Origin of the sequence: Clostridium oceanicum (assembly GCF_039521385.1) — a bacterium.
GTDB classification, from domain to species: domain Bacteria; phylum Bacillota; class Clostridia; order Clostridiales; family Clostridiaceae; genus Clostridium_F; species Clostridium_F oceanicum.
In genome coordinates, this window is record NZ_BAAACG010000010.1 from 49419 (window position 1) to 75059 (window position 25641).

Genomic DNA, 25641 nt, shown 5'->3' on the forward strand with positions numbered 1-25641 from the left:
TTTTCCTCCTTTAATTCTATAAAATTTTAAATTCTTTTAAATTATTTACTAACTTTTCTTTGGTATTGCAGTTAATAAGTTTTTGTATTTTGCTAGAGGGTAATTTAAAAATATCATAAATGGTTTTAACGTAATATTCAAAATCTTCCATATTAACTCTTGATAACAATACTACAAATAGTAAATTAACCTTGCTATCATCCCAGATAAGCCCGTCTTTTATATTAACTACAAAAATACGGTAAGAAACATCTTTATCGTATACACAATGAGGCATACACATAAATTTTCCAACATATGTCGATACTATTTTTTCTCTTTCACATAAAGAATTATTAAAATTTGTTGGTACTATACCTTTAGAAATCAAATAATTTTCTATATAAGATAACAACTCATATTTTGAATCATACTGCTTGCTAATATTTATAATTTCAGGATAAATGGAATTTTCAAAGGAAGTATATATTTTTTTTATACATCTATTAATTTTGTCAAAATCTCTATCTTTAAAAATAATTCCCACCTCTACAGTAGGTATCTCTAATTTTTCAGAAAGAGGAGTGTTGCTTATAACTAAATCTAATTTTTTTTCTTTTAATTTATGAACTTGATAAGCTGGCAAAATACAGCAAATTTCTATGTTGCTAAATTTCTTTTTTATCTGTATTTCAATTACTTTTGCTGCTGCTTGTCCATTAGGACATATTATAGCTGTTTTTATAGTTAACCTTGAAGATTCTTTTATTTCTTCTAATGCTATTTGAAAATGTAATGCAATATATGTTATTTCATTTTCACAAATAGGTAATCCGTCTAATCCCATAGTAGTAAAAATTTTATCTGTAAAATATAAAGCAATTTCAAAGGCTTTAGGATAATCCATTTTTATTTTCTCTATCATTGTATTTTCTATTTTAATATTATATCTAAGACGAACTAAAAGTGGTCTTAAATGATTTACTAAACCATCTAATAATTGACTGTCACCTAAAAAATTAAGATGATATTTTATATATATTTGCTCTAAGGTTTTCTCAATAAAACTAATAAGTTCTTTTTCTTCCGATTTATTTTTATATTTGTACCATTTAGATCCCATTAATTGAAGCATAATATATAATTGTTCTTTTGGAGGAATATGAATTTTAAAATAAGATGATAATATAGAGCAGATTTTAGAAGTTAAAAGGCACTCTCTATTTTCTAGTTCATCACTTATTTCAAGTGATTTTATATAATAGCCTTGTTGTATTCTATATAATGTAATTAAAATAATAAAAGCAAAATTTTCTAAAACTATATCTGATATTTCATATTCGGCTTCTTTGAATATTTGAATTAGAAATGTATATATTTTTTTATAATTATCTTCATTGAAAAATTTATTTTTGTGAAAATGATTCATTAATGTTTTTCTATCCTTTGAAATGGAACTGCTTATAAAAAAGCGAAAATTTTGTTCATCACCGATAATTTTACTACCTAGATTTGATTTTTCTAATACCAAGTTACTATTGCTTGTTCTAAGAAACTCTTCTACTCGTTTCATGTCATTACTTATTGTTGCTTTACTTACATTTAATTTACTAGCAAAGCTTTCCATAGACACATGCTTTTTAGAAAATAAAAAACATATTATAATATAAATCATCCTATGTTGTGGTTCTTGGGGTTGATGTTGTAAAATTAAGTTTTCAATAACCTCTTCTATGATTGCTATCTTTTCATCTTCTAATGGCAAACGATATCCTTTACCGTAACAAATTTTAATTTCAACATCATAGTTAGTCAAAAATTCACTTATAAATTTAATGTCAGTTCTTATTGTACGCTTACTAACATTTTGATTGATTGATAATTCATGTGCAGTACATATTTCCTTTTTCATCAAATAATGAAGTATATTAATTTGACGTTCACTTAACATCATAATTATCACTCCTATTTTTTAAATTCCCTCCTATATTTAGAATAACAAATTTAATAGGATTACAAAATCGATTTTTTTTCATGCATATAGTTGAAATTAGTTTAACATCAGAATTGAAATAGAAAAGCTAAAGCATTTATTTAAAATACTCATTTTTAAAAAGGTTAAATAGTTACTCATATTAATAAAGTATAGGATATAAAAAAGATTTTCAATAGCTTTAAAGATAAAAAACACAGAAGTTACTAGTAGATAACTGGGTGATTAGGTATATTTATTGAAAATACATTAGATTTTAATTAAAATAATAACAGCTATTTAAACTAATAGTAAAATTAGATTTAAATAGCTGTTACCATTATAATAAACGTAAAAATTCTTATAACCAAAAACAAATTTTAGTATACTAAAAGATAACAATATATATCCTTTTTTAAGGAATCATATATCCGTACATATCATCAATTTTTTCAGTCATATATTTTTGCATATCATCAATTGCCTTGTTATAAATAGAAGGGCCTATTTTTTCTAATATAAAATCCATCATAATTTGCCCTTGTAAATTACCAATATCTTCATCTCTTTCACATTCAAAGAATTTCCTTATTTCATCTACTGCATTTTCATACTCTTCTTTACTAAGTTTAATTTTATCCATTTTAATCTCCTATTCTTTTTATAGAATAAAGCTATTTACATTTAATATAAAGCTTAATATTTACAATTATTATCATTATAACACAAATAGTATGATCATTTTCAAGGATAAGAAAAGGATCATACTATTTAAAAATCATATATAGATTTAAAATAAAATAACTCTAAAATTAATTCTAAATAATAATCTATTTAGTAAACTTTAAGTATATTATATCCTTCATCATTTAAAGCCTTAACTATTTCATCTACATGATTATGTCCATTAGTTTCTACTGTAACTTCAAGGACCGCATGTTTTAATCTATCAATAGCTTTAAATTGGTTATGATCTAATTTTATTACATTAGCTCCTTTTTTAGCTAAAATTTCAGATATTTTAAGAAGCTGTCCTGGAGTATCTTTAAGTTTTACTGAAAAGCAAAATACTCTTCCTCTAGAAACTAATCCATTGTTTAAAAGAGATGCCATAGTTACTACATCTATATTTCCTCCACTTATAAGTGAAACAACTTTCTTGTTTTTAAAATTTAACTTTTTTAAGGCTGCAAGAGACATTACACCGGTTGCTTCTGCTACAAGCTTATGTTTTTCTAAAACAACAAATACAGCTTCCATAAGTTCTTGATCACTTACTGTAACAATCTCATCTACATATTCTTTTATTATTTCAAAAGTAACATCTCCAGGTTTTTTGACGGCAGCACCATCTGCAATAGTATCTATTGTTTTTGCATAGGTTAATTTACCACTATCAAATGAAAGCTTCATTGAGTTTGCACCTTCAGATTGAACACCTATAATTTTCACATCTGGGTTAATAGATTTACAAGCTACAGATATACCACTTATTAGTCCTCCTCCCCCTATTGGAACTAATACAGCATTAACATCTTTTAGCTCTTCCATAATTTCAATTCCTATAGTTCCTTGCCCAGCTATTACATCTAAATCATTAAAAGGGTGAACAAAGGTATATCCCTTTTCTTTTTCTAATCTTTTAGCTTCTTCATAAGCTTCATCATATACAGTACCTTTAAGAACTACATCAGCACCATAATTTTTAGTAGCTTGTACCTTTATAAGTGGAGTAGTTTCAGGCATAACAATGGTAGATTTAATTCCTAATTTACTTGAAGCATAGGCAACTCCTTGAGCATGATTTCCTGCTGAAGAAGCTATAAGCCCCTTCTTTTTTTGAAGAGCATCTAATTTTGAAACTTTATTTAATGCTCCCCTTAATTTAAAAGCCCCTGTAATCTGAAGATTTTCTGGTTTTATATATACTTCATTACCACATTCTTTACTAAAATCTGAACTATATATTAATTTAGTATTTACGCATATATCTTTTATTCTTTCCTTAGCATCTAATACATCCTTAAACTTCAATTGTTTTTCCATCATATTTGCCCACCTTTTTTATTTTAATTATTTAAATAATTTTTTAAAAATGTTTAGTTTAGAAAATTTAATATTTAGCTTTAAAGCTAAAATCACCCCATATAGTATGCTAAACACACTATCAAAATATATTAGGCATATGAAAATAAACTAGCATACTGACTAGTTATTTATTTGAATGTGCCTTAACTTAAACTTAAGTTATATTTTAAAAATAAACTAATCTCCCTCCTTATTATGTGAATTTTATTTTTATAACTTATAAAACAAAATACTTTACTTTATAATTTTGTATAATAAAAAAATCTTTCATCCTTATGAATATAATTTTATATACTCATAAGGACGAAAGATTGAATTCCGTGGTACCACCTTAATTGTAATTAGATATACTAATCACCACTTTTATCAGGTCGATTTTTAAAATTAAAGAATCATTAAAAATGAACCCTAACCATGTATCGTTGGTAAACGCCCTCAGTTACTTTGTAAAAATCTTTCACCTTGGAAACTCTGGAGTGATAAACTTATAATCCTATTAACACCAAATTTCAGCAATCATTGGCTCTCTGTAGTTAACTTATAGATTACTTTTTCTCCGTCATCGTTTTTTATATTTATAATTAACTTGTGTATGATTATATAATCTTTTTAAATATAATGTCAACATAAATTTAAAAAAATATTTCAATTTTACTCTTTATTAATAATGATAATGTTTTCTTTGTAATATTTTACATTTCAAATAGCCCTTTTTAATAGCATTTTCTTGTTTCCTAAAGCTTTTATTTAATAAACTGTTCTTTAATATTATTTTTTAAAATTCTAAAATCATATCATACCATTTAGCCCCACCATGAATAGAATTTGAAACACCTTTATTTATGTATCCAAATTTTTCATAATAATGAATAAGTCTATCTTTACAAGTTAGAATAACCCCTTTACGACCATCTTTTTTAGCTTTATCTATCATATGATTCATAAGTTTAGCAGCTATACCTTTATTTCTATACCTTGGAATTACATCTAATCCAAAAATCGTTTGATAGTCTCCATCTTTTACATGAAGATGGGAGTTTTCATATAATTCATCAGAAATAACTGTTTCATTTATAATAGCTCCATTTATGAATCCTATTACTTCATTATCTAATTCTGCTATAAAAAAACTTTCTTTAAATGTATTAATACGGTCTTCTAAAGACTTTTTTGTAGCGGCTTCAGCCTTTGGAAAACATTTTTCTTCAACTTTTGTAACTTCATCTAAATCTTTTATAGTAACTTCTCTAATTGTAATATTCATTTATCTTCGTCCTTCCATTAGTGTTTTTTATATTATAACTTTGTTTTAAAATACTAAAATTAATTAAATATTATAAAATATTCTTTTAATTTTAAGTAATTACAACTATAATACCATAAATTAGTCTACATTAAAGTATAACTTTTTATTGTTATAAAACCTAAATCTTTTTGTTAATTAGGATAATTTAGTTTTAACTAGCAAAACATAAGTAATATAAAAATTTTATGGAAGTGATTATATGAGTAAAATATTAATAACTGGTGCAGGCTCAGGTCTTGGAAAAGCGGCTTCTATTGCCTTAGCTAAAAGAGGACATAAAGTATATGCAACCACTCATAGAGAGTTTCAAGCTGATAATTTAAAAAATATAGCCTTAAAAGAAAACTTAAATGACAACCTAGAAAGCTTTAAGCTTGATATAACTCTAAAAGAAGATCGAAACATTGTAAAAGATTTAGATATAGATGTTTTAATTAATAATGCAGGTACTGGTAATTCCGGTTCTTCAATAGAAGTTTCAATTGATAAATATAGAAATGTATTTGAAACTAATGTATTTTCTGCCTTAGAACTTACTCAAATTGCGTTTAATAACATGATTAATCAAAAGAGCGGTAGAATAATTTTTTTATCTTCTTTATCCGGTAGAATAACAGTACCTTTTTTATCACCTTATACATCTAGTAAATTTGCACTAGAAGGAATAGTATCTTCTTTAAAATCTGAGATAAAAGAGCTTGATTGTTGTAATATTGATATAGTTCTTATTGAACCTGGAGCTTATGCTACTGGTTTTAATCAAAGGCTTGTTGATAAACAATTTACATGGATGAAAGAAAAATCTTATTTTAAAGATAAAATAGAAAAACTAAAAAAGAAACAATATGGTTATTTTAAATTAGTAGAAGAAAAATCTTTTGATTCTATAATAAAACAATACATCCATGCTGTAGAAGATAAAAACCCTAAATTTAGATATAAAGCTCCTTTAATTCAAAGTGCTTTTATCCAAGGAGAAAGAATATTAGGTAAGTAAATTTTTTATTATCTAATTAACTCATTTAAATAAAGATAATAAGGTAAGATTTCTTAGTAAAACAAATATTTTTTTCACCAATATCTAATTTAATTCTTAGATATAAAAAATAAAAATAAATTATTCACACTAAGCTTTTTAGCCAGTGTAAATAATTTATTTTTTTATCCCTTTTACTTTTAATTTAATATATTTTTTAGTTAGTTGTTATTAGGTGAAAAACATAATGTGTGTGTACTATTTTACTTTTTTATATTTAACTATTATCTAAAATTTCAAAACAAAATATATTGGTAAAAAACAGACATGGTTTTCTTATTGGAGTGAATGGTTTTTATAGCAATATATTCTGTTTTTTATTCTAAATAATTTTTTAAGAATTAGTTTTTAAAATTACTATTTATAATTATTTCTTAGAATAGAAATAGAATATATTCCATTTCTATTCTAAGTTAATTCTTTATATAAAATATATTATCTTATAACATCATAAACTAGAGGAATATTATCTGTATATTCTTTTTCTATTTTATAGTTTTCAAGAATTCCTTTAGTAGCTTTTTCTATTTTTGATTCATCATTAGAGTGAATATAAGCTATAATATCTCCTTTAGCTACTTTTTCTCCTCTTTTTTTGTTAAGTACAATTCCTACAGCTAAATCTATTACACTTTCTTTAGTAGCTCTACCAGCTCCAAGTTCCATAGCAACTATTCCTAAATTTTGAGCAGTTATTTTAGTTACATAACCTTCTCTATCACTTTTTACAGGAACAACATATTTAGCTTTTGGTAATTTATTTGGATCTTCTACTTGAGATATATCCCCACCTTGAGCTCCTATAAATTCTTCAAATTTAGCTATAGCAGAGCCATCTTCAATAGTTTTAAGAAGCATTTTTCTAGCTTCCTCTACAGTAGCTGCTTTTTTAGAAAGAACAACCATATTGCTTCCTAAAGTTAAGCAAAGTTCTAATAAATCTTTAGGTCCTTTTCCTGTTAATGTATCCATTGCTTCTTTTACTTCTAAAGCATTACCTATAGCAAATCCTAGTGGTTGATCCATATCAGAAATTACAGCAACAGTATTTCTTCCAACATTTTTACCTATATTAACCATAGCTGTAGCAAGTTCTTTAGCATTCTCAAAATTTTTCATAAATGCTCCATCACCAACTTTAACATCAAGTACTATAGAATCAGCACCAGCTGCTATTTTTTTACTCATTATACTAGAAGAAATAAGGGATATATTATCTACTGTTCCTGTAACATCTCTTAAAGCATATATTTTTTTATCTGCTGGAGCTAAGTCAGCTGTTTGACCCATTATAGCTATATTTTTGTCATTTACATTATCTATAAATTGTTTTTCAGTCATTTCAACAGAAAATCCATTAAAAGATTCAAGTTTATCTATAGTTCCGCCAGTATGACCAAGTCCTCTACCAGACATTTTTGCAACAGGTATTCCAAGTGCTGCAACCATAGGTGTAAGTACTAATGAAGTAGTATCTCCTACTCCTCCTGTACTATGTTTGTCTACCTTTATTCCATTTATTTTTGATAAATCTAATACATCACCAGATTCTACTATAGCCATAGTTAAATCTGAAGTTTCTCTCATATTCATTTTCTTAAAATAAATTGCCATTAAAAAAGCTGAAGCTTGATAATCTGGAATATTTCCTTTAGTATAATTTTGTACAAAATAATTAATCTCTTCTTTACTAAGCTCATTTCCGTTTCTTTTTTTTACTATTAAATCATACATTCTCATAATATATACCCCATTTCACATTTATTTTTTATTTAAAATATTATTTATTTTCTTTAGAACCTTCTATAATTTTTATTCCTGCACTTGCGCCTATTCTAGTAGCTCCAGCTTCTACCATTTCCATAGTTTCTTCATAAGAATGAATTCCACCAGAAGCCTTAACCCCCATATTTTCTCCTACTGTTTTTCTCATTAAAGCTACATCTTCTTTTTTAGCTCCACCAGTTGAAAATCCAGTAGATGTTTTTACAAAATCAGCACCTACTTCTTTAGATATTTCACAAGCTTTAACTTTTTCTTCATCAGTTAAAAGACAAGTTTCTATTATAACTTTAACATGAGCATTTCCTTTTGCTGCATCAACAACAGCTTTTATGTCTTCTTTAACTACATCATATTTTTTATCTTTTAATGCTCCTATATTTATTACCATGTCTACTTCTTTTGCACCATTTTCAATAGATTGTTTAGCTTCAAAAGCTTTTACTTCTTTTGTATTAGCTCCTAAAGGAAATCCTATTACTACACAAGTTTTTACATCAGTTCCTTTTAATTCTTTACTTACAAAAGAAGTATAATATGGGTTAACACAAACTGAAGCAAAATTGTACTTTTTAGCTTCATCACAGATTTTTTTAACTTGCTCCTCTGTAGATTGTGGTTTTAATAATGTGTGATCTATAAGTTTTTCTATTTTCATAACTTAACACTATCCTCTCATTTAAAATTAACTTTAATTTATTTTTATAATACTTAATTTCTATTTTTCAATTTAAAAGTTCAAACACATATGAACCTTTAAATACTATATCTAAATGTTAATAACTTCTTATTCTATTGAATTTAATATTTTTGAAATTGTGTCTTTAAAGGCTTCTAATTTCTCCACTGCTTTATTTTCATTTTTATTATTTACATATATATATAATTTTATCTTTGGCTCTGTTCCTGAAGGTCTTAAAGCATACCAAGAATTATCATCAAATATAAACTTTAAAACATTAGATTTTGGTATACTAGTTTTACTAGACTCTGAAGTTTCTAAATTTAACTCAGTACCTTCTCTATAATCTATATATTTTACTAATTTACTTTCTAATATTGCCTTAGGATAATCTTTTCTATAAGATTCCATCATTCTTTTTATTCTTTTACTTCCTTCAATTCCCTCTAAAACTATAGATGTTAAATGTTCTTTGTAGTATCCATACTCTTTAAATATATCATTTAAAACATCTAAAAGAGTTTTTCCTTGTTTTTTATAGTAAGCTGCGGCTTCACAAAGAAACATTGATGAAATAACACCATCTTTATCTCTAACAAAATCTCCTGTAGTATAACCAATACTTTCTTCATATCCAAATTCAAATTTATATCCTTTAGTTTTTTCAAGTTCTACTGCTGTTCCACAGATATTTTTAAATCCTGTTAAACATTCAAAAGTTTTAACTCCAACATTTTTAGCTATAACTTTTCCTAAATCTCCTGTAACTATAGATTTTACTAAAATACCTTTTTCTGATAGAATTCCTTTTTCTTTTCTTCCTTCAAGTATATATTTTATAAGTATAGCTCCTGTTTGATTACCGTTAAATGATACATATTCTCCATTTTTATCTCTAACCATTAAAGCTAATCTATCACAATCAGGATCTGTAGCTATTAAAATTTCTGCTCCAATTTTTTTACCTAATTTTTTTGAATATTCAAAGGCTCTTATATCTTCAGGATTTGGATATTCAATAGTAGGGAAATCTCCATCAGGATTTTCTTGTTCTTTAACAACTTCTATATTATTAAATCCTCTTTCTTTAAGTATTCTCCTTACTGGAATATTTCCAGTACCATTTAAAGGAGTATATACAACCTTTATATCTTTATCTAATTCTTCTTTTGAATTTCTTATAGATAAAGCTTTAACTTTTTCCATATATTGATCATCTATTTCTTTGCCAAGTATCTCTAAAAGATTATTAGATTTAGCTTCTTCTTCTGATATAATCTTTACATCCTCAAATCTTTTTATAGAAGATATTTTTTCAGTAATAGCTTCTGCTGCATCAGATAAAATTTGTGCTCCATTTTCTCCATAAACTTTATAGCCATTATATTCTTTTGGATTATGACTTGCAGTTACAACAATACCTGCAGCTGTTTTTAATTTTATAACAGTATATGAAAGCTCTGGTGTTGGTCTTAAGTCTTCAAAAAGATAAGCTTTTATACCATTAGCTGCTAAAACTAATGCTGCATTTTTAGCAAATTCTTTAGAAAAATGTCTGCAATCATAGGCTATAGCAACGCCTCTTTTAATGTAATCTTCTCCTAAATCTTTTATATAGTAAGCTAATCCTTGAGTAGCTCTTCTTATTATATATAAATTCATTCTATTAGTACCAGCAGCTATTTTTCCTCTTAATCCTGCTGTACCAAATTCTAATTCTTTATAAAATCTATCTTCTATCTCTTCTTTGTTATTTTTTATTTCTTTTAATTCCTCTCTTGTAGATTCATCAAAATAAGCATTATTTAACCATTCATTATATACTTCCATATAACCCATTTTTATGCCTCCTATAAATACAATTAATTAATGTGGTATCGCTTCCATTTATTTTGTAAAAATATTTCATATAAGTTAAATATGAAATATTTTTATTTCTATTTTATTTATTTAAATATTTCTCAGATCCATTTAAATAAAGTTTTGGTGGTAATGTTATTCGTTTCGTTTCATGTTTTTCTTTTTGTTTTATATTCTCAACTAACATTTTCATGGCAGTTTTCCCAAGATCTTTTGTAGAATCATCTATATAGCTTATATTAATTCCAAGCATATTTAAAATTTCTACTTTATCAAAACTTACAATAGCTATATCTTCTGGGATTCTTTTATTTTCTTCTAAAAGAGCCTTCATACATCCTAAAGTCATCATATTATTACTTATAAATAATGCTGTAGGTCTTTCTTCATCTTTCATGTTTAAAATTTCTTTTGTTATTTTATAAGCATTTTCTTTTTTATATTCTCCATTGAATATGTAGTTTTCATTTATAGGTATATCATTTAAAGCTAAGGCTTTTTTGTAACCTAAAAGTCTATCAGAAGCTGGCTTTGAGCTTAATCTACCAGTTATTATTCCAATTTTCTTATGGCCTTCTTTTATTAATGCTTCTACTCCTTCAAAAGCTCCTTTTATATTATCTACAAATACACCACTTAAATTCGAATACTTTATTTCTCCTGCTACCAAAACTATAGGTGTTCCTAAATTTTCTAAAGTGTTTAAATATTCACTATTAAAATCGTTTTCTGCTGAAGTAGGCGTTATAATTACTCCCTTTATTCTCTGTTCCTTTAAAACACTTAAAGCCTTTAGTTCTTTTTGAATATTTTCATCAGTATCAAACAAAATAATATTTAAATTATTTTCATCTGCAATACTACTTACACCTTTTATTATTTCTCCAAAGTAAGGATTGTTTATGTCAGGAACTACTACTCCTATTGTATTGGTTTCGTTTTTCGATAAACTCCTAGCTATAGCACTAGGAGTATAGTTTAGTTCTTTTATTACTTTTAGTATCTTTTCTTTTGTTTCTAATTTTACATAGCCAGAATTATTAAGTACTCTAGAAACAGTAGCTAATGATACTCCAGCTTTTTTTGCTATGTCACCAATGGTTACTGCCATGTGTATCTCCCCTTTATGAATATGTAAGAAAGCCATTTCTTATATATACATATTATATTACTACATATTTAATCTTATTTAAACATAATTTAATGTTTTTTTTATTTTATAGTAATATTCCGGCGATTGTTGCAGTAATACATGTTGTAAGGGCACCAGCAAGTAATGCTTTAAGACCATATTTAGCTATATCTGATCTTCTGTTTGGGGCTAGTCCACCTAGACCTCCTATTTGTATTGCTATAGAACTAAAGTTAGCAAAACTACATAAAGCATATGTTAAAATTACAATAGTCTTTTGTGTTATAGCTCCTGATTTTATAAGTTCACTTAAACCAGCGTAAGCCACAAATTCATTGATTACTACTTTCTGTCCAAGTAAATCTCCAGCATTTAATATATCTTGACCTGGAACACCCATTATATATGCTATAGGAGCAAATAATCTTCCAAATATCCAATTTAAACTTAGATAGCCAGCTCCAAATAATCCGCCAACCCATCCTAAAAGAGCATTTATTAATGAAATAAGAGCTATAAAAGCAAGTAGCATTGCACCAACATTTAATGCTAGTTTTAATCCTTCACCGGCTCCTCTAGCAGCTGCATCTATAATATTACAATCTTCTGTTTCTACATCCATAGCAATTTTACCTTTAGTTTCTGATTCTTCTACTTCAGGTATTAATATTTTAGAAATTATAAGTCCAACGGGTGCAGCCATTATACTTCCTGCAAGTAGATGTCCTGCATTAACTCCCATAGCTATATATCCGGCCATTACTCCACCAGATACAGTTGCCATTCCACCAACCATTACTGTAAATAATTCTGATTTTGTCATTTTAGAAATAAATGGTTTAATAACTAAAGGTGCTTCAGTTTGTCCTATAAATACGTTAGCAACAGCAGATAAAGTTTCAGCACCACTAGTTCCTAATACTTTAAGCATTCCTCTAGCCATCCAAGATACTATAAACTGCATAATTCCTAAATAGTATAAAACAGCCATTAATGATGAGAAAAATATAACTGTTGGTAATATTTGTAATGCGAATATACTACCAAATTTATCTGGATTTATTAAATCACCAAACAAGAAAGCGGTCCCATCTTTTGTAAAATCCAATAACTTTGTTATAAGACCACTTATAACCTCAAAGAACTTTCTTCCTGGTGGAAATTTTAATATTAGAAAAGCAAAGGCTAATTGCAATATCATTCCTTTGATTACTAATTTCCAGTTGATTTTTTTCTTATTATTAGAACAAATATAAGCTATACTGAAAAAAACTATGATCCCTAAGACACCTATTAATTTACTCATTATGATCTCCTCTCAATTCAATAAATTATATGTATTTTCGTTTATGATAACGCTTCCATAAATAATATAACATTTTTTACTACTTTTCGTCAATATATCCAAGGCATAAAATTCAAGTTTATTTACATATATTTATATAATTATCATAATATCGTTGTATTTCACAAGTTTTAGGATTATTTAATGATAATACCTTTTCATTTATTTTTGTTATTTTCATAATACCAATAATACTATTAGTTATAAAAACTTCTTGTGAGTTAATAATATCTTCTATAGTATATTCTCCTTCTATAACTTTAAAATTATCTATTATCCACTTACGAACTATACCATTTAAAAGACCACATTTTAAAGCAGGAGTATATATTTTATGGTTATTTACAAAAAATATATTAGAAATACTTCCTTCACATATTTTGTTATTAGTGTTTAAAAATAAAACTTCATCAAACCCTTGATTTTTAGCTTTTCTTTTCTCAATAATATTATCCATATAATTAAATGTTTTTAAGTATGTACAATTTGAAAAAGGATTCTTTTTAATGCTCTTATTAATTAAAAGGGAAAAACCTTTTTTATAATGCTCCTTATTATAAGGTATATCCCTAGTTGATATTAAAGTATTATTCTCTGACACAGAAATTTTCAATACACAATTTGAAGCTTTTATTTGTCTCCATTTTTCAAGCATATAATCTTTAGTAATTTCTTTATCTATATTAAGAATTCTAAGTGAATTATTTAATCTTTCTATATGATCTTCCAACATAACTGGATTTTTCTTTACTAATATAGTTTCAAAAACACCATATCCAAAATTATAGCCACTATCTAAAAAAATTTTATTATCCTTACAAATTTTATCATTTAAGATTATCATACAAAGCTATCCCCTCTATATATCTAGTGTAGTACATAGTACACCCTACCGGACTGATTTTACTATATTTATACATAGACTACATATAATCAATGTAGTCTATAATTTAATCATTTAATATAATATATAAACCTATATTTCAAAGAATGAAGACACACATAAACTTCTCTCCATTTTTGTTAATAAAACTCTTTTTCATATTTCAAATAAATAAGCCACTTACATAAAATTAGGATTCATTACTACCTATCTTTTTACGTAATACATGCTCTTAGAGCTTAACTCCTAAAAATCATATATAACTATGTAAATTTAAGCTGTAGTTGTTATAATACCTGTAGGGCAAAGAAAATATCAATATCGGCATTATGCATGATTACTATAATTATTATAATACCCTCATAAGAGCTTTTGCTTTGTCTAATGTTTCATCATATTCCATATGTATATCAGAATCAGAGGTTATTCCTCCTCCAACACCAAAATAAGCTATACCCTCTTTTATAAGTATAGTTCTTATAACTATATTCATATCAACGTTTCCTTCAAAACCTATATATCCTATAGATCCTGTATAAATATTTCTTCTAACTTTTTCTATCTCATCAATAATTTCCATTGATCGTATTTTAGGAGCACCTGTTATAGACCCTCCTGGAAAACATTCCTTTATACAATCAATACTATTTACACTATCTTTTAACTTTCCTTCTATAGTTGAAACTAAATGAAACACTGTACTATACTCCTCTAATTTAAAAAGCTCTCTTACCTTAACAGAATAGGGTTTACAAACTTTACTTAAATCATTCCTTTCAAGATCAACTATCATAAGTAATTCAGCTTTATCTTTTTCACTATTTATAAGTTCATCTTTATTCTTTTGATCTTCTTTTTTATTACATCCTCTAGGTCTTGTTCCTTTTATTGGCCTAGTTTGAACTTTTCTTTCTTCTATTTTTAAAAATCTTTCTGGTGATGAAGATATTACTTTAAAGTCATCAAAATTTAAATAAGCTGAAAAAGGTGCTGGATTTATATCTCTAAGTTTTTCATATATTAAAAAAGGATCCTCTTTTACTTTAGTTTGAAATCTCTGAGTTAGATTTGTTATGTATATGTCTCCATCTTTTATATAATCTTTTACTTTTTTAATACTTTCTAAATAATCTTCTTTTGAAAAGTTAGAAGTAAAGCTAGAATTGCTATTATAATTATGATTTTCTTTTTTTATTTTGAAATTATGTATTTTTTCTTCGATTAAAGTTATACTTTCTTTTTTATTTTTAAGCATACCACAGGCTGTTATAAAAATTTTATCTTTTATATTATCATATATAATTATATTGTCATAAAAATTAAAATAACAATAAGGCACATTTATATCTTCTTTTGATATAGAAGGTATTTCTTCTATATTTCTAGCTAAATCATAAGAAAAATATCCAATTCCTCCACCTATAAAAGGTATATCTGTAGTATTATTAATTTTATATTTATTTAATATTAGATTTAGCTCTTTAAAAATATCCCCTTCATATATATCCCCATTTTTTATACAAGTATTTTGGTATCCTTTAAAATTTAAAAAAGGATTTAATCCTATAAATGAATATCTTCCTATAGATTTATCTTTTAAACTACTATCTAAAAAAGAAGTGTTTTTTTCATTTTTAAATATAGAATAAATAGTTTTAAAATCTAAGGTAGTTTTTAACTCTTTTATGTATATATCCATATTTATCTCCCTAAGCTAATAATAAAATTTCTGTGTTATTTCATTCTTTTTATTTTGTACATTTAATACATATCTATTAATTCCTTAAGCTTTTACATTCTTTTATAAAGTTATTTAATATTTCGTGCCCCTTCTCTGTAAGCTCTGCCTCAGGATGAAATTGAATGCCTTCTATATTATATTTTTTATGTCTTATTCCCATTATTACTCCATCTTTTGTTTCACAAGTAATCTCAATATCAGTAGATAATGTATTTTTTTCAACTATTAAGGAATGATATCTAGTAACTTTTAAAGGATTTTTTATATTATTAAAAACTCCTCTATTATTATGATATACTTCACTTATTTTTCCATGAACCGGCTCTTTTCCTTTTATTATCTTTCCACCAAAACTATAAGCAATAGCTTGATGGCCAAGACACACTCCTAAAATAGGTATTTTCCCTTTAAAATTTTTTATTATATCTAAACATATTCCAGATTCTTTTGGAGATTTAGGACCTGGGGATATTATTATACCCTCAAGGTCCATATTGTATATATCTTTTATGGTAATTTTATCATTGCGATATACTACTATCTTTTCTTTAAGTTCTTCAAAGTATCTAACTAAGTTATAGACAAAAGAATCATAATTATCAATCATTAAAAACATTTATATTTTATATCTCCCAAATTATTTATTTTAATTTAATTCTATTAAATTTACATTATTAAATTACTATTACTATTTTATATTATTATATGTTATTTTGTAAATTTAAATTTATACTTTTTAGTTTACATTTAAGTATGTTTACATAATTTTATTTATGTAAACATACTTGCCTACCTAAATTACTACTAAGGTTAATTTATCTTAAATATAAGTTATTTTATAAACCTGTTTTAGTTTTAGTTAAAACCTTTATGGCTACTATATCTTTATAAAATTAACTTCTACATTAGCTTACGATACTATACTACATGCCATCCATAAATTCCATTTCTCTAAATTTTGCTTATATATAGAAGCTATACATAATTGAATTAATAACCTCAGTAAGATTAGCTAAACATTAAACAACACCATTTAATCTAAAGAACAATATACCTTCCCTACTTTATAGGTATACAAATATCAATTTCTGATAAAGGGTTATCTCTTCCTTTAAATCTTTCATCATATATTTCAAAATCATCTCTCATATCAAGTTCTACTTTTGAGGAAGGAATCCATGTACCCCAGATATATTCATAGGTTTCCTGTAATTTATCTAAGCTTCCCTTATGAGTAAACACTGCATATTTTCCTTTTTTTATAACCTTAGTCACCATTTTTTCAGGTATATAATTAAAGGATGTAACTTCCACTGCTACAATTTCGCTATACTCTATATTTTCGCCAAACTGGTTGTATGGTTTATCATTTTCACATATTCCATATCCTTTAATAGGTTCTTTTTTATCTATTACTTTAGAAATATTTTCGTTAAAAGTTTTCCATAAATCCGGTAAAATATTATTTTCTAATGTAGTTTTCCCTTTTATACCTACAACTTTAATTTCAGGTATAACTTTGATTACTGGCTTAATAGTAATATTATTTAAAATATGTTTCAATCTTTCCTCATCTATATATTTCTTATTCCCTTTGAATGCATTAATTCTATTTTTTCTATATTCTGTAGGAGTTACATCATAGATTTTATTAAATGCTCTTGCAAATGCTTCTGGTGATTTAAACTTATAATCTAATGCTATATCTATGATTTTTTTATCTTTATATAATAAATCATCTGCTGCTTTTGAAAGTCTTCTTTTTCTTATATAGTTTCCAGGGGTTTCTCCTAGTAGTCCTTGAAATAAACGTGTGAAATGATAATAAGAATAACCTATAAACTTAGATACATCCTCTGCTTTTAAATCTTTATTTAAATTCTCTTCAATATATATAATAGCTTTTTCAAATGATTTAATATAATCCATAAATATATAAACTCCTTTTTTATTTATATCAATTCATAAAAGTCCTTTGGAGATTTGTCTCTTACAATTTTAACTTCGTATTCTAAATTCTTTTCTTTGTTACCTATTTTAAAAGTATGCCAATGATTTAAAGCAGTAGATCCAAAACATACATCTAAACTTCCATCATTTAAATCAAATACCATTCCTCTTAAAGTACCAAAGAAATCTTCATAATAGTGACAACATAGTCCCTTTGGATACATTGTTGATAAAAATGTTTTAAGATTATCTTTTGTAACTATTTCTTTTTCATTTAAATATTTATTAATTAAATTATATCGTACTACTGAATTTTTCATACTCTTAGGCTCAAATTTTTTCAATTCTTCTAAATGAACATGATTAGTAGAACATAAAAATTGTTCTTTTGTATCAGCTGAAATAGATTTTATTGCTTTTCTACCATCTAAAGTTTCAATTAAAGCTACATTCCCCTTTTTATCTGCTACTAAAAGATTTATATTATAGGCTATTGGCATCTTTTCTACATAAGCTATAGCTTCATTAACATCTTTGCAGTTTTCTAATAATGACCTTATAACTACCCAAAACTGAAGTCCTACAATTGCTGGTTTTCTAGCTTCTTTAAAATTTCCTACTGGCATTCCTGCTGATGTTTGACTAACTCCAAGTCCACATTCATTCATGCCATCACCTCTACCAAACTGCATCATAGATGTACCTATATGAGCATATTTCCCTTTGATTTTTGTAGTACATAAAGTAAGTTCTTCCATTTTATCATTAAACTCATAATTTCTAGCTAATAATACATGATTGTTCTCTGTTTTTTTAGGTAATACAGCCATTTGACTACATCCTGGTTTAAGATAGGACATAAAATAATATATAGCTCTAAATCTATCAATTCCTAATGCATCTGTAAATCCTTGAATTTCTTCGTTGATTCCAGGACAATATTCATCAAACATTTTTGTAATTTGTATTTCTTCCTCTTTTGAAAAAGGAGATTTTCCCATTTTTTGCATTTCTACAAACTGTGGTATAGCTTTTACTTTTTCTCCTAGAATTTTACCTACTTCATAGTTTGTACCTTCTAATTCATAATAATAAGCTTTTAAATTTATCATAATTACTCTTCTCCTTATAATATCTTGTATGCTAACTAACACAAGACTTTATTTTAGGCACATCTTTAACTTTAAAAGATTTATATTGTTAATCCTATTAGTTATTTTCATATGCCTCATGATATAAAGTTATCATTTTTAGAAAACATATTCCTGATATTTTCTGCTATCTTTATCATTTTTATATTATGTATTAATACCAATTTTATTTGCATCAGATTGTTTCCCTAATCATGAGGTAGCAGGAGTACTTTTTGTATTAGAGATTACCCTTATACTAACTTTAATTTTAAGAGTACACTTTCTCAAAATTAAAAAATGGAGTTAAATATATTAGAAAAAGCCTATATCTTAGTTCATATAATAATATAAGATATAGGCTTTTTTTATCCTTTATAAAAACTAAGTAGCCCTTTGAAAAAATATTAGCATTTAACCAATAAATCCTTTAAATATATTAATTTTATAAGGTATAATTATTATAAATTGTATAATTTATATAAAAAAGGAGTGAATATTAAATGGATTTAAAATCCTGGAATAAAGAGATAAAAGATTTAAGAGGTATAATTTTAAAACCTGATAAAATTGAAGATAGTAAAAAGTTAGCACTGAAACTCCATTCAATGGTCCATTCATCCCTTATGTCTGGAATTAATAAAAAAACTTTTGAAGATGAGCTATGGGAAGGATTAGATGAAAACACATTTAAAACCTCAAAAAATAAAAAAGGCCGTACTATTGCATATGGTATTTGGCATTCTACAAGGATAGAGGATATAACAATGAATCTATTAGTTGCAGGAGAGGATCAAATATTCAATAAAGGAAACTGGCAAGAAAAAACAAACTCAAAGATCACAGATACTGGTAATGCAATGTGTGAAAATGAAATAATGGATTTTAGTAAAGATATAAATATGGAAGAATTAAAAAATTATAGAATAGCTGTTGGAAGAAATACAAGAGATATAATTAAATCCCTATCTTTTAAGGATATGAAAAGAAAATTTGATAAAAATAAATTACAACGTATATTAGATGAAAAAGCAGTATTAAATGTAGAAGCTTCAAATTGGCTTATTGATTTTTGGGGAAGAAAAAATGTAGCAGGGATCATATTAATGCCAGGAACAAGACATCATGTAGTTCACATAAATGAATCTTTAGCTGCCAAAAAGGTAAAAAAGAAGAAGGCTTAACAATAAGTTCTTCTTTTTTACAATAAAATCATATAATGATTCATTACATATGTTAGGTTATATATATTAAATATATATTTTATACTCTCTTTACAAACCATATTTCAAACTATTCATTACTTTTTTTAAGATTTTAAATCCTCCTTTTATTTTTTCTTCTTCACAGCTTGCAAAAGAAATTCTAATACTAGAGGATTCTTTTTCTCCATATAAATCTCCTGGATTAACTAATAATCCATATTCTAATGCTCTTTCAAAAATATCTAAGGCTTTTATGTTATCTTTAGATTTTATCCAATAATAGTATCCACCTTTTGGTATACTCCATAAAAATATATCTTTAAAATCCCTACTAAGTATATCATCTATTAAATCTCTTCTTTTCTTTAGTTCTTTTCTAATATTATTAATATTTTTAACATATTCAGAGCTTTCAAGCCACTTTAAAACTATCTTTTGATTTATTAAAGCAGTACTTGAATCTATTTGAGATTTTATTTCACTCAATTTTTTAATAATATCAGAAGAAGCACAAATCCACCCAACTCTTAATCCTGTAGCAAGAGTTTTTGAGAAACTATTTACATAAATAACATTTTCTCCTCCAACATAAGACTTTAATGGATTAGGTGGCTCACTGTCATACCATAAATCTCTAAAGACATCATCCTCTATTATAAGATTATGACGACCATATTTATTCATAAAAAATTCTCTATCTAAAGAACTCATTAAATTTGTTGTTGGATTATGAAAAGTAGGTATCATATAAAAAGCATTATATAAGGTTTTCTTATCATATGAAAAATCTTCAATTTTTAAACCTGCAGCATTAAAAATCTCTAAAGACTTCATATAAGAGGGCATTCTTGTTTTTATAATGTTACCTTGAGATATCATCCCTAAAGCAACAAGGAATAATCCTTGAGTAGCTCCTGAAACTATTAATATATCATTTTGTTCCATATCTATTCCAAGATCAATCATTTCTTCTTTTATCTTTTTAATTAAGCCTTTATCTCCATTCTTATTTCCATAAGACAAATCTGAGATTTCAAAACTTACTTCAGCTATAATTTTTTTCATAGTATTATTCGGATATAAAGATTCATCTAATTCTCCTTTAGAAAAATCCACTTTTACCTTTGAATAGTTTTCTTCTATTTTTTTATATATTTTATTTTTTCTTTTTAAAATACCCAATGATAAAAAACTATTTAATGTAATATTCTCTCTATTTTTTATCCAACAATGTTTAGATACATAAGTACCACCTTTTCCGTTAGTTATTACAAATCCTTGGGCTTTAAGTTCATCCATAGCTAGAACTACAGTACTTCTATTAACACTAAATATTTCTGCCAAATTTCTTTGAGATGGAAAACGTTCTTTAGCTACAAAATATCCTTTTTTTATCATATTTATAAAATAGTCAACTATCTGAATGTATAATGGGGTTTCTATTGATTTATCTGGTTTCCAGTTTATAATCATAAATCTCCTCCAACAAAATAGCTATCGTAATAACTAGAAAGATTAGATCAAGCACTTTCAAATAAAATTTATTCTATCTAATTTTCTATATTAATTGTTAACTAGAGTATCGTATTTATCTTTAATAATTTTTATTATTAAATTTTTTAAGATAACAAATTAGATATTGTTTTTGTAATCTCACTTTTTAAAACATCAAACTTTAAAGAATTATGAGGGAATGCCGATTTTTCCCTATTTAAAGCATCCACTAATATACAAGAAATATATACTTTTTCAAATAAATTATCAGAATTAATATTGTCTTCATTAAGCATTTCAATTATTTTTAAAAAATATTCATTTTCAAAATTACAAAAATGATGGTTTATTTCTCTATCTTCTAACATCATAGTTCTTAATTGAACTAATGCTTTACTTGATGTAGCATATAAATCAATATATAAGGAGATCCAATTTTCAACAAAAACAGAAAGGGTATAGGGTTTTTTTAATCCCTGTAGTTTTTCAAATAAAAGTTTTGAAAAAGAATTAAGATACTGTTCAAATGATAAAACGTATATATCCTTTTTATCTTTAAAATAACTATATAAGGCACCAATTGAAACTCCTGCACCTTTAGCAATATCTATAGTATTTGTCTTATGATATCCTTTTTCACAGAAAAGATCAAATCCTGCTTTTAATATTTTTTCTTTCTTTTCTATTGATCGCTTTTGTACTGGCTTTCTTACATTACTCATCTCCTATACCTCCTTTTTTAATAATTATACTTCCCCTTTATCACTAGGTCAACAAAACATGAATCTTTATTCTTATTTCATTGACAGGTATATAGCCTAATGATATTATCTAAATATGAATAATTATTCTTGTTTTAAGATTAATCTTATAAAAATAGACTAATATCACTTGTTTACACTAAGATAGTTTAATATAAAAAACAGTTAAACTTCTGCATTATTTATGAAAAATAAATAGATATTATAAAAATAAATATTGATCAATATTATGAAATCTTATATAAATGTAACTGGAGGAATTTTAGTGAATTTTTTAGAATTAGCACAAAAACGATGTACCACTCGTGGATTTACAGAAAAAATAATACCTAAAGCTTATTTAGATAAAATTTTATCTGCTGGAAGAGTTGCCCCTACTGCTTGTAATAAGCAGCCTCAAAGAATTATTGTTGTTCAAAAGCCTCAAAATATATGTAAAGTTCAAAAGGCATATAAAACCTTTGGTTCTTCCTGTGTTCTTATTGTTTGTCGTGATACAAGAGAGTCTTTAATACGTCCTTTTGATCAAAAATGTTCTGGTGATTTAGATATTGGTATTATTTGCGACCATATGATGCTTCAAGCTAGAGAATTAAATATTGGAAGTGTAATGGTTGGATTATTTGATCCTAAAATTATAAGTAAAGAATTTGATATACCAGAATATATAGAACCTACTGCTTTGATAATTTTAGGATATCCAAAGGAAGGTTTTTTAAGTCTCAAGCGTCATAATACAGAAAGAAAACCTCTTAGTGAAACAATATTATATGAAAAATATCCTAAGAAAATAGATTAGTTTAGTTATAGATAACTATGGAAACTTAAAGTTACCTTACTTTTAACTTATAAAATTTATTAGAAATCATGATTTTCTTAATAATAAGAAACTTATTTAAAAACTTATAAAAGTAACGTTTAAGATTCATAAGCGTTGCATTTTTCTGAATATTGTACATTTTATGATAATATATTACTCATTTAAGTTTATATGTAACTATAACTATAAATAATATTATATACTGTTTACAAGTTATTAGACGGTAACTTGTCCTTTAAATGACAGTGGTTCAGCATTTTTAGGGTATCGAATTTATTTCCAATTCCATTCCTTTCTAATATATATTGGAAATATATTTTTAAATTAAGGGATTGCCCAGATTACTGCTCTCTATCTTTAAGGCAGTCCCTTAATTCCATTGTTCATATTATTTTTTCAAATCAATTATCTAATCTATTACTATTCTTATTATTTATTTCACTACTTTAAAAGCATCCATATAAATACTTTTAATCTCTACGCTCCCTACTTATATATTAAAGTGTTCAATTACTTATAAAAAGCAATCTACCCCTATGTAATCTTTACTAGTAGCACAGATCTAAAAATATCTATAATATAAAAAAGCAAGATTTCTTATAATTAAATAAAATTACTCCACTTATAAATACAGCCCTCTATTTACATTCTATAAAACTTTTCAATATAGATCTAATCCAGGAACTATTACCTATATATTCAAATTTAACTTAATTATGCTATAATAAACTGTAACATGTGGGAGGTGTTTTTATGAAAGTCTGTCGTACATTCAGCTCCAAATCAGCTTGCTCCTTGCAAAGACTACAACAAAGTCAGCTATGCTTTGTATGGAGCCTAAGCTGTTAAGTTAGCTGAAATGAATACATGTTTTAGGTTCTGTAACACATAGCTTTTTTGTATTCTTTGCTTTATTAATAACTAAGATAAAGTAAAGGAGTAAGAAAATGAAATATGCAAAAGCACAGGATGTGTTACCAGAAGAAATTCTTAAAATAATACAAAAATATGTAGATGGAAAATATCTTTATATCCCTAGAAAAAATGAAAATCATAAATCCTGGGGAGAAAAAAGTGGTATAAAAAGTGTTCTTAAAATAAGAAATGCTGAGATTTATAAAAAATATATTAAAGGTACTACTGTTTATAAATTAACTCAAGAGTATTACTTATCAGAAAAAAGTATAAGAAGAATAATAAGTCAGCAAAAGCATCTACACTCATAATCATTACAGAACTATTTATTAGATTGAATGCTTATTTTAACCTATGTTATGCTTTCATTGTAACGATCCAATGAAAGGTATATTTTTAATTTAAAGCAAGCTTTAACTAAGATAGTTATAAATGTATTATGTTTTAAATAAAGATGATTACTATTACTTTCAGCTGGAGTAATAGCAATCATCTTTTTATTATTAAGAAAGATTATAAATTTTTCAATTAATAAGAAATTGATGTGAAATTATATTATATAAATTTATAGTTTCTATATTAAAAATTTAAAATCTTAAAAGAAAGGTGCTAGATTTATGAAATCTTTTATAAAAAAACAAGAATATAATTATATAAAAAAATGTTTATATGATTTAAACAACTCTTTTAGAAATTGTTTAGACAGCAATATTATTAAGGTAAACAAATCCTGTATAAATGAAAAAATATTAAATCTTTTTACTAATCTATCTGAACAAGAAAAAAATCTACTTGATATTACTAAAATAACTGAACCTTCTTATATCAATAATTATTTATCTAACTTAGATCAGTATGTATATGGAATGCCTGCCCTTACAAGTACACAAATTATTAAATTATTTAAAAAAGAAAAAAATTTAAAATTACCAGATTTAGATAAGCAAAACTCAAAGAATGTATACCTTGGTTTTATTGATAAATCAAAGAAAAAATTATTTGTAGCTTACAATATAAATGGTACTCTCCTAAAAATGACTTGTAGGATTTTAGATTCTAATTCTAAAAACACCCACAAATGTGCACTTTGTAATACTGTAGGTGGTCCAAATAAAGTAGCTTTTGTTTCATGTGTTTGTAAATCAGGTAATTCTAAGAAAGGCTCTTATAGGTCAATAGGCCTTCATATATGTTTAGATAGTAAAAAATGTAACGAAAGAATTGTATCTACAGAAAAGCTTGAAAAAATTCTAAAGGATGTTAACAATATAAAATAACAAGTAAAACCCCAAGAAGATTCTCTTCTTAGGGTTTTTACACAAGTCTATCTACTTTTCTTTTTTACTTGTTTTATCTAAAAATACCATTAAATTTATTTCTATGTTTTTATATTTTTTATGAAAATACATTGATTTATATGTGTTGTGTTTTATATTTTATGCACTATTATATTAAGATTTTCATTCTATACCTTCTGATTTTAATCTTGGTATTTTCACACTTTTCATGCTAATTATATAATTAAATTTATAAAATTAGCATCTGTACAAGCTCATGGTA

21 protein-coding genes and 1 other annotated feature are annotated in these 25641 nt (G+C 25.7%); of the genes, 5 read left to right on the plus strand and 16 right to left on the minus strand.

Annotated features, from left to right (window positions below):
• Window positions 1-16: 16 nt before the first annotated feature.
• The 4 genes from ABDZ71_RS10830 to ABDZ71_RS10845 form a co-directional block, all read right to left on the minus strand.
• Complete coding sequence (locus tag ABDZ71_RS10830; protein ID WP_343761591.1) at window positions 17-1933, minus strand: BglG family transcription antiterminator; 1917 nt, start codon at window positions 1931-1933, stop codon at window positions 17-19.
• Window positions 1934-2366: 433 nt separating this feature from the next.
• Window positions 2367-2594, minus strand: coding sequence for a DUF2164 domain-containing protein (locus ABDZ71_RS10835; protein WP_343761592.1), 228 nt, complete (start codon window positions 2592-2594; stop codon window positions 2367-2369).
• 191 nt (window positions 2595-2785) lie between these two features.
• A complete protein-coding gene (ilvA, locus tag ABDZ71_RS10840) occupies window positions 2786-3997 on the minus strand; it encodes a threonine ammonia-lyase (protein WP_343761593.1) in 1212 nt (403 codons plus the stop codon).
• A gap of 338 nt (window positions 3998-4335) precedes the next feature.
• Window positions 4336-4611: a binding site (T-box leader), on the minus strand.
• 203 nt (window positions 4612-4814) lie between these two features.
• Window positions 4815-5303 carry a GNAT family N-acetyltransferase gene (locus ABDZ71_RS10845; protein ID WP_343761595.1) on the minus strand — a complete coding sequence of 163 codons (489 nt, stop codon included), beginning with the start codon at window positions 5301-5303 and terminating at the stop codon, window positions 4815-4817.
• A gap of 241 nt (window positions 5304-5544) precedes the next feature.
• Between ABDZ71_RS10845 and ABDZ71_RS10850 the strand changes: the two genes are divergently transcribed.
• Window positions 5545-6342, plus strand: coding sequence for an SDR family NAD(P)-dependent oxidoreductase (locus ABDZ71_RS10850; RefSeq protein ID WP_343761596.1), 798 nt, complete (start codon window positions 5545-5547; stop codon window positions 6340-6342).
• Window positions 6343-6816: 474 nt separating this feature from the next.
• On the opposite strand, the gene ABDZ71_RS10855 is transcribed toward ABDZ71_RS10850, so the two are convergent.
• The 10 genes from ABDZ71_RS10855 to ABDZ71_RS10900 all read right to left on the minus strand — a co-directional run bounded on the left by ABDZ71_RS10855 (window position 6817) and on the right by ABDZ71_RS10900 (window position 18868).
• A complete protein-coding gene (locus ABDZ71_RS10855; RefSeq protein WP_343761598.1) occupies window positions 6817-8121 on the minus strand; it encodes a pyrimidine-nucleoside phosphorylase in 1305 nt (434 codons plus the stop codon).
• Window positions 8122-8161: 40 nt separating this feature from the next.
• The gene (gene deoC, locus ABDZ71_RS10860; protein ID WP_343761599.1) at window positions 8162-8821 is read right to left on the minus strand and encodes a deoxyribose-phosphate aldolase; all 660 of its coding nucleotides are present in this window, start codon (window positions 8819-8821) and stop codon (window positions 8162-8164) included.
• A gap of 129 nt (window positions 8822-8950) precedes the next feature.
• Complete coding sequence (locus ABDZ71_RS10865) at window positions 8951-10684, minus strand: phospho-sugar mutase (protein ID WP_343761600.1); 1734 nt, start codon at window positions 10682-10684, stop codon at window positions 8951-8953.
• Between the two features lie 103 nt (window positions 10685-10787).
• The gene (locus ABDZ71_RS10870) at window positions 10788-11816 is read right to left on the minus strand and encodes a LacI family DNA-binding transcriptional regulator (RefSeq protein WP_343761601.1); all 1029 of its coding nucleotides are present in this window, start codon (window positions 11814-11816) and stop codon (window positions 10788-10790) included.
• 106 nt (window positions 11817-11922) lie between these two features.
• Window positions 11923-13143 carry a NupC/NupG family nucleoside CNT transporter gene (locus tag ABDZ71_RS10875; protein WP_343761602.1) on the minus strand — a complete coding sequence of 407 codons (1221 nt, stop codon included), beginning with the start codon at window positions 13141-13143 and terminating at the stop codon, window positions 11923-11925.
• Between the two features lie 118 nt (window positions 13144-13261).
• Window positions 13262-14026: an aminotransferase class IV gene (locus ABDZ71_RS10880; protein ID WP_343761603.1), complete on the minus strand. Its 765-nt coding sequence runs from the start codon at window positions 14024-14026 to the stop codon at window positions 13262-13264.
• Between the two features lie 388 nt (window positions 14027-14414).
• Window positions 14415-15764, minus strand: a complete 1350-nt coding sequence (pabB, locus tag ABDZ71_RS10885; protein WP_343761604.1) for an aminodeoxychorismate synthase component I — start codon at window positions 15762-15764, stop codon at window positions 14415-14417.
• Window positions 15765-15840: 76 nt separating this feature from the next.
• Complete coding sequence (locus ABDZ71_RS10890) at window positions 15841-16422, minus strand: anthranilate synthase component II (RefSeq protein WP_343761606.1); 582 nt, start codon at window positions 16420-16422, stop codon at window positions 15841-15843.
• 443 nt (window positions 16423-16865) lie between these two features.
• Window positions 16866-17735, minus strand: a complete 870-nt coding sequence (locus ABDZ71_RS10895) for an AraC family transcriptional regulator (protein WP_343761607.1) — start codon at window positions 17733-17735, stop codon at window positions 16866-16868.
• 23 nt (window positions 17736-17758) lie between these two features.
• Entirely contained in the window at window positions 17759-18868 is a 1110-nt protein-coding gene (locus ABDZ71_RS10900) for a C45 family autoproteolytic acyltransferase/hydrolase (protein WP_343761608.1), read from the minus strand.
• A gap of 521 nt (window positions 18869-19389) precedes the next feature.
• On the opposite strand from ABDZ71_RS10900, the gene ABDZ71_RS10905 reads away from it, so the two are divergent.
• Window positions 19390-20070 (plus strand): DinB family protein, encoded by a 681-nt coding sequence (locus ABDZ71_RS10905; protein ID WP_343761610.1) that lies wholly within the window; start codon window positions 19390-19392, stop codon window positions 20068-20070.
• Window positions 20071-20160: 90 nt separating this feature from the next.
• Here ABDZ71_RS10905 and ABDZ71_RS10910 read toward each other — a convergent pair whose 3' ends face one another.
• Both ABDZ71_RS10910 and ABDZ71_RS10915 read right to left on the minus strand, forming a co-directional pair.
• Entirely contained in the window at window positions 20161-21564 is a 1404-nt protein-coding gene (locus ABDZ71_RS10910) for an aminotransferase-like domain-containing protein (protein WP_343761611.1), read from the minus strand.
• Window positions 21565-21710: 146 nt separating this feature from the next.
• On the minus strand, window positions 21711-22307 hold the full coding sequence (locus tag ABDZ71_RS10915; RefSeq protein ID WP_343761612.1) for a TetR/AcrR family transcriptional regulator: 597 nt from the start codon (window positions 22305-22307) through the stop codon (window positions 21711-21713).
• 304 nt (window positions 22308-22611) lie between these two features.
• On the opposite strand from ABDZ71_RS10915, the gene ABDZ71_RS10920 reads away from it, so the two are divergent.
• The 3 genes from ABDZ71_RS10920 (at window position 22612) to ABDZ71_RS10930 (ending at window position 25358) form a co-directional block, all read left to right on the plus strand.
• Entirely contained in the window at window positions 22612-23145 is a 534-nt protein-coding gene (locus ABDZ71_RS10920; protein ID WP_343761613.1) for a nitroreductase family protein, read from the plus strand.
• Between the two features lie 968 nt (window positions 23146-24113).
• Window positions 24114-24392, plus strand: a complete 279-nt coding sequence (locus ABDZ71_RS10925; protein ID WP_343761614.1) for a CD3324 family protein — start codon at window positions 24114-24116, stop codon at window positions 24390-24392.
• 306 nt (window positions 24393-24698) lie between these two features.
• Window positions 24699-25358 (plus strand): FusB/FusC family EF-G-binding protein, encoded by a 660-nt coding sequence (locus tag ABDZ71_RS10930; protein ID WP_343761615.1) that lies wholly within the window; start codon window positions 24699-24701, stop codon window positions 25356-25358.
• Window positions 25359-25641: the final 283 nt, after the last annotated feature.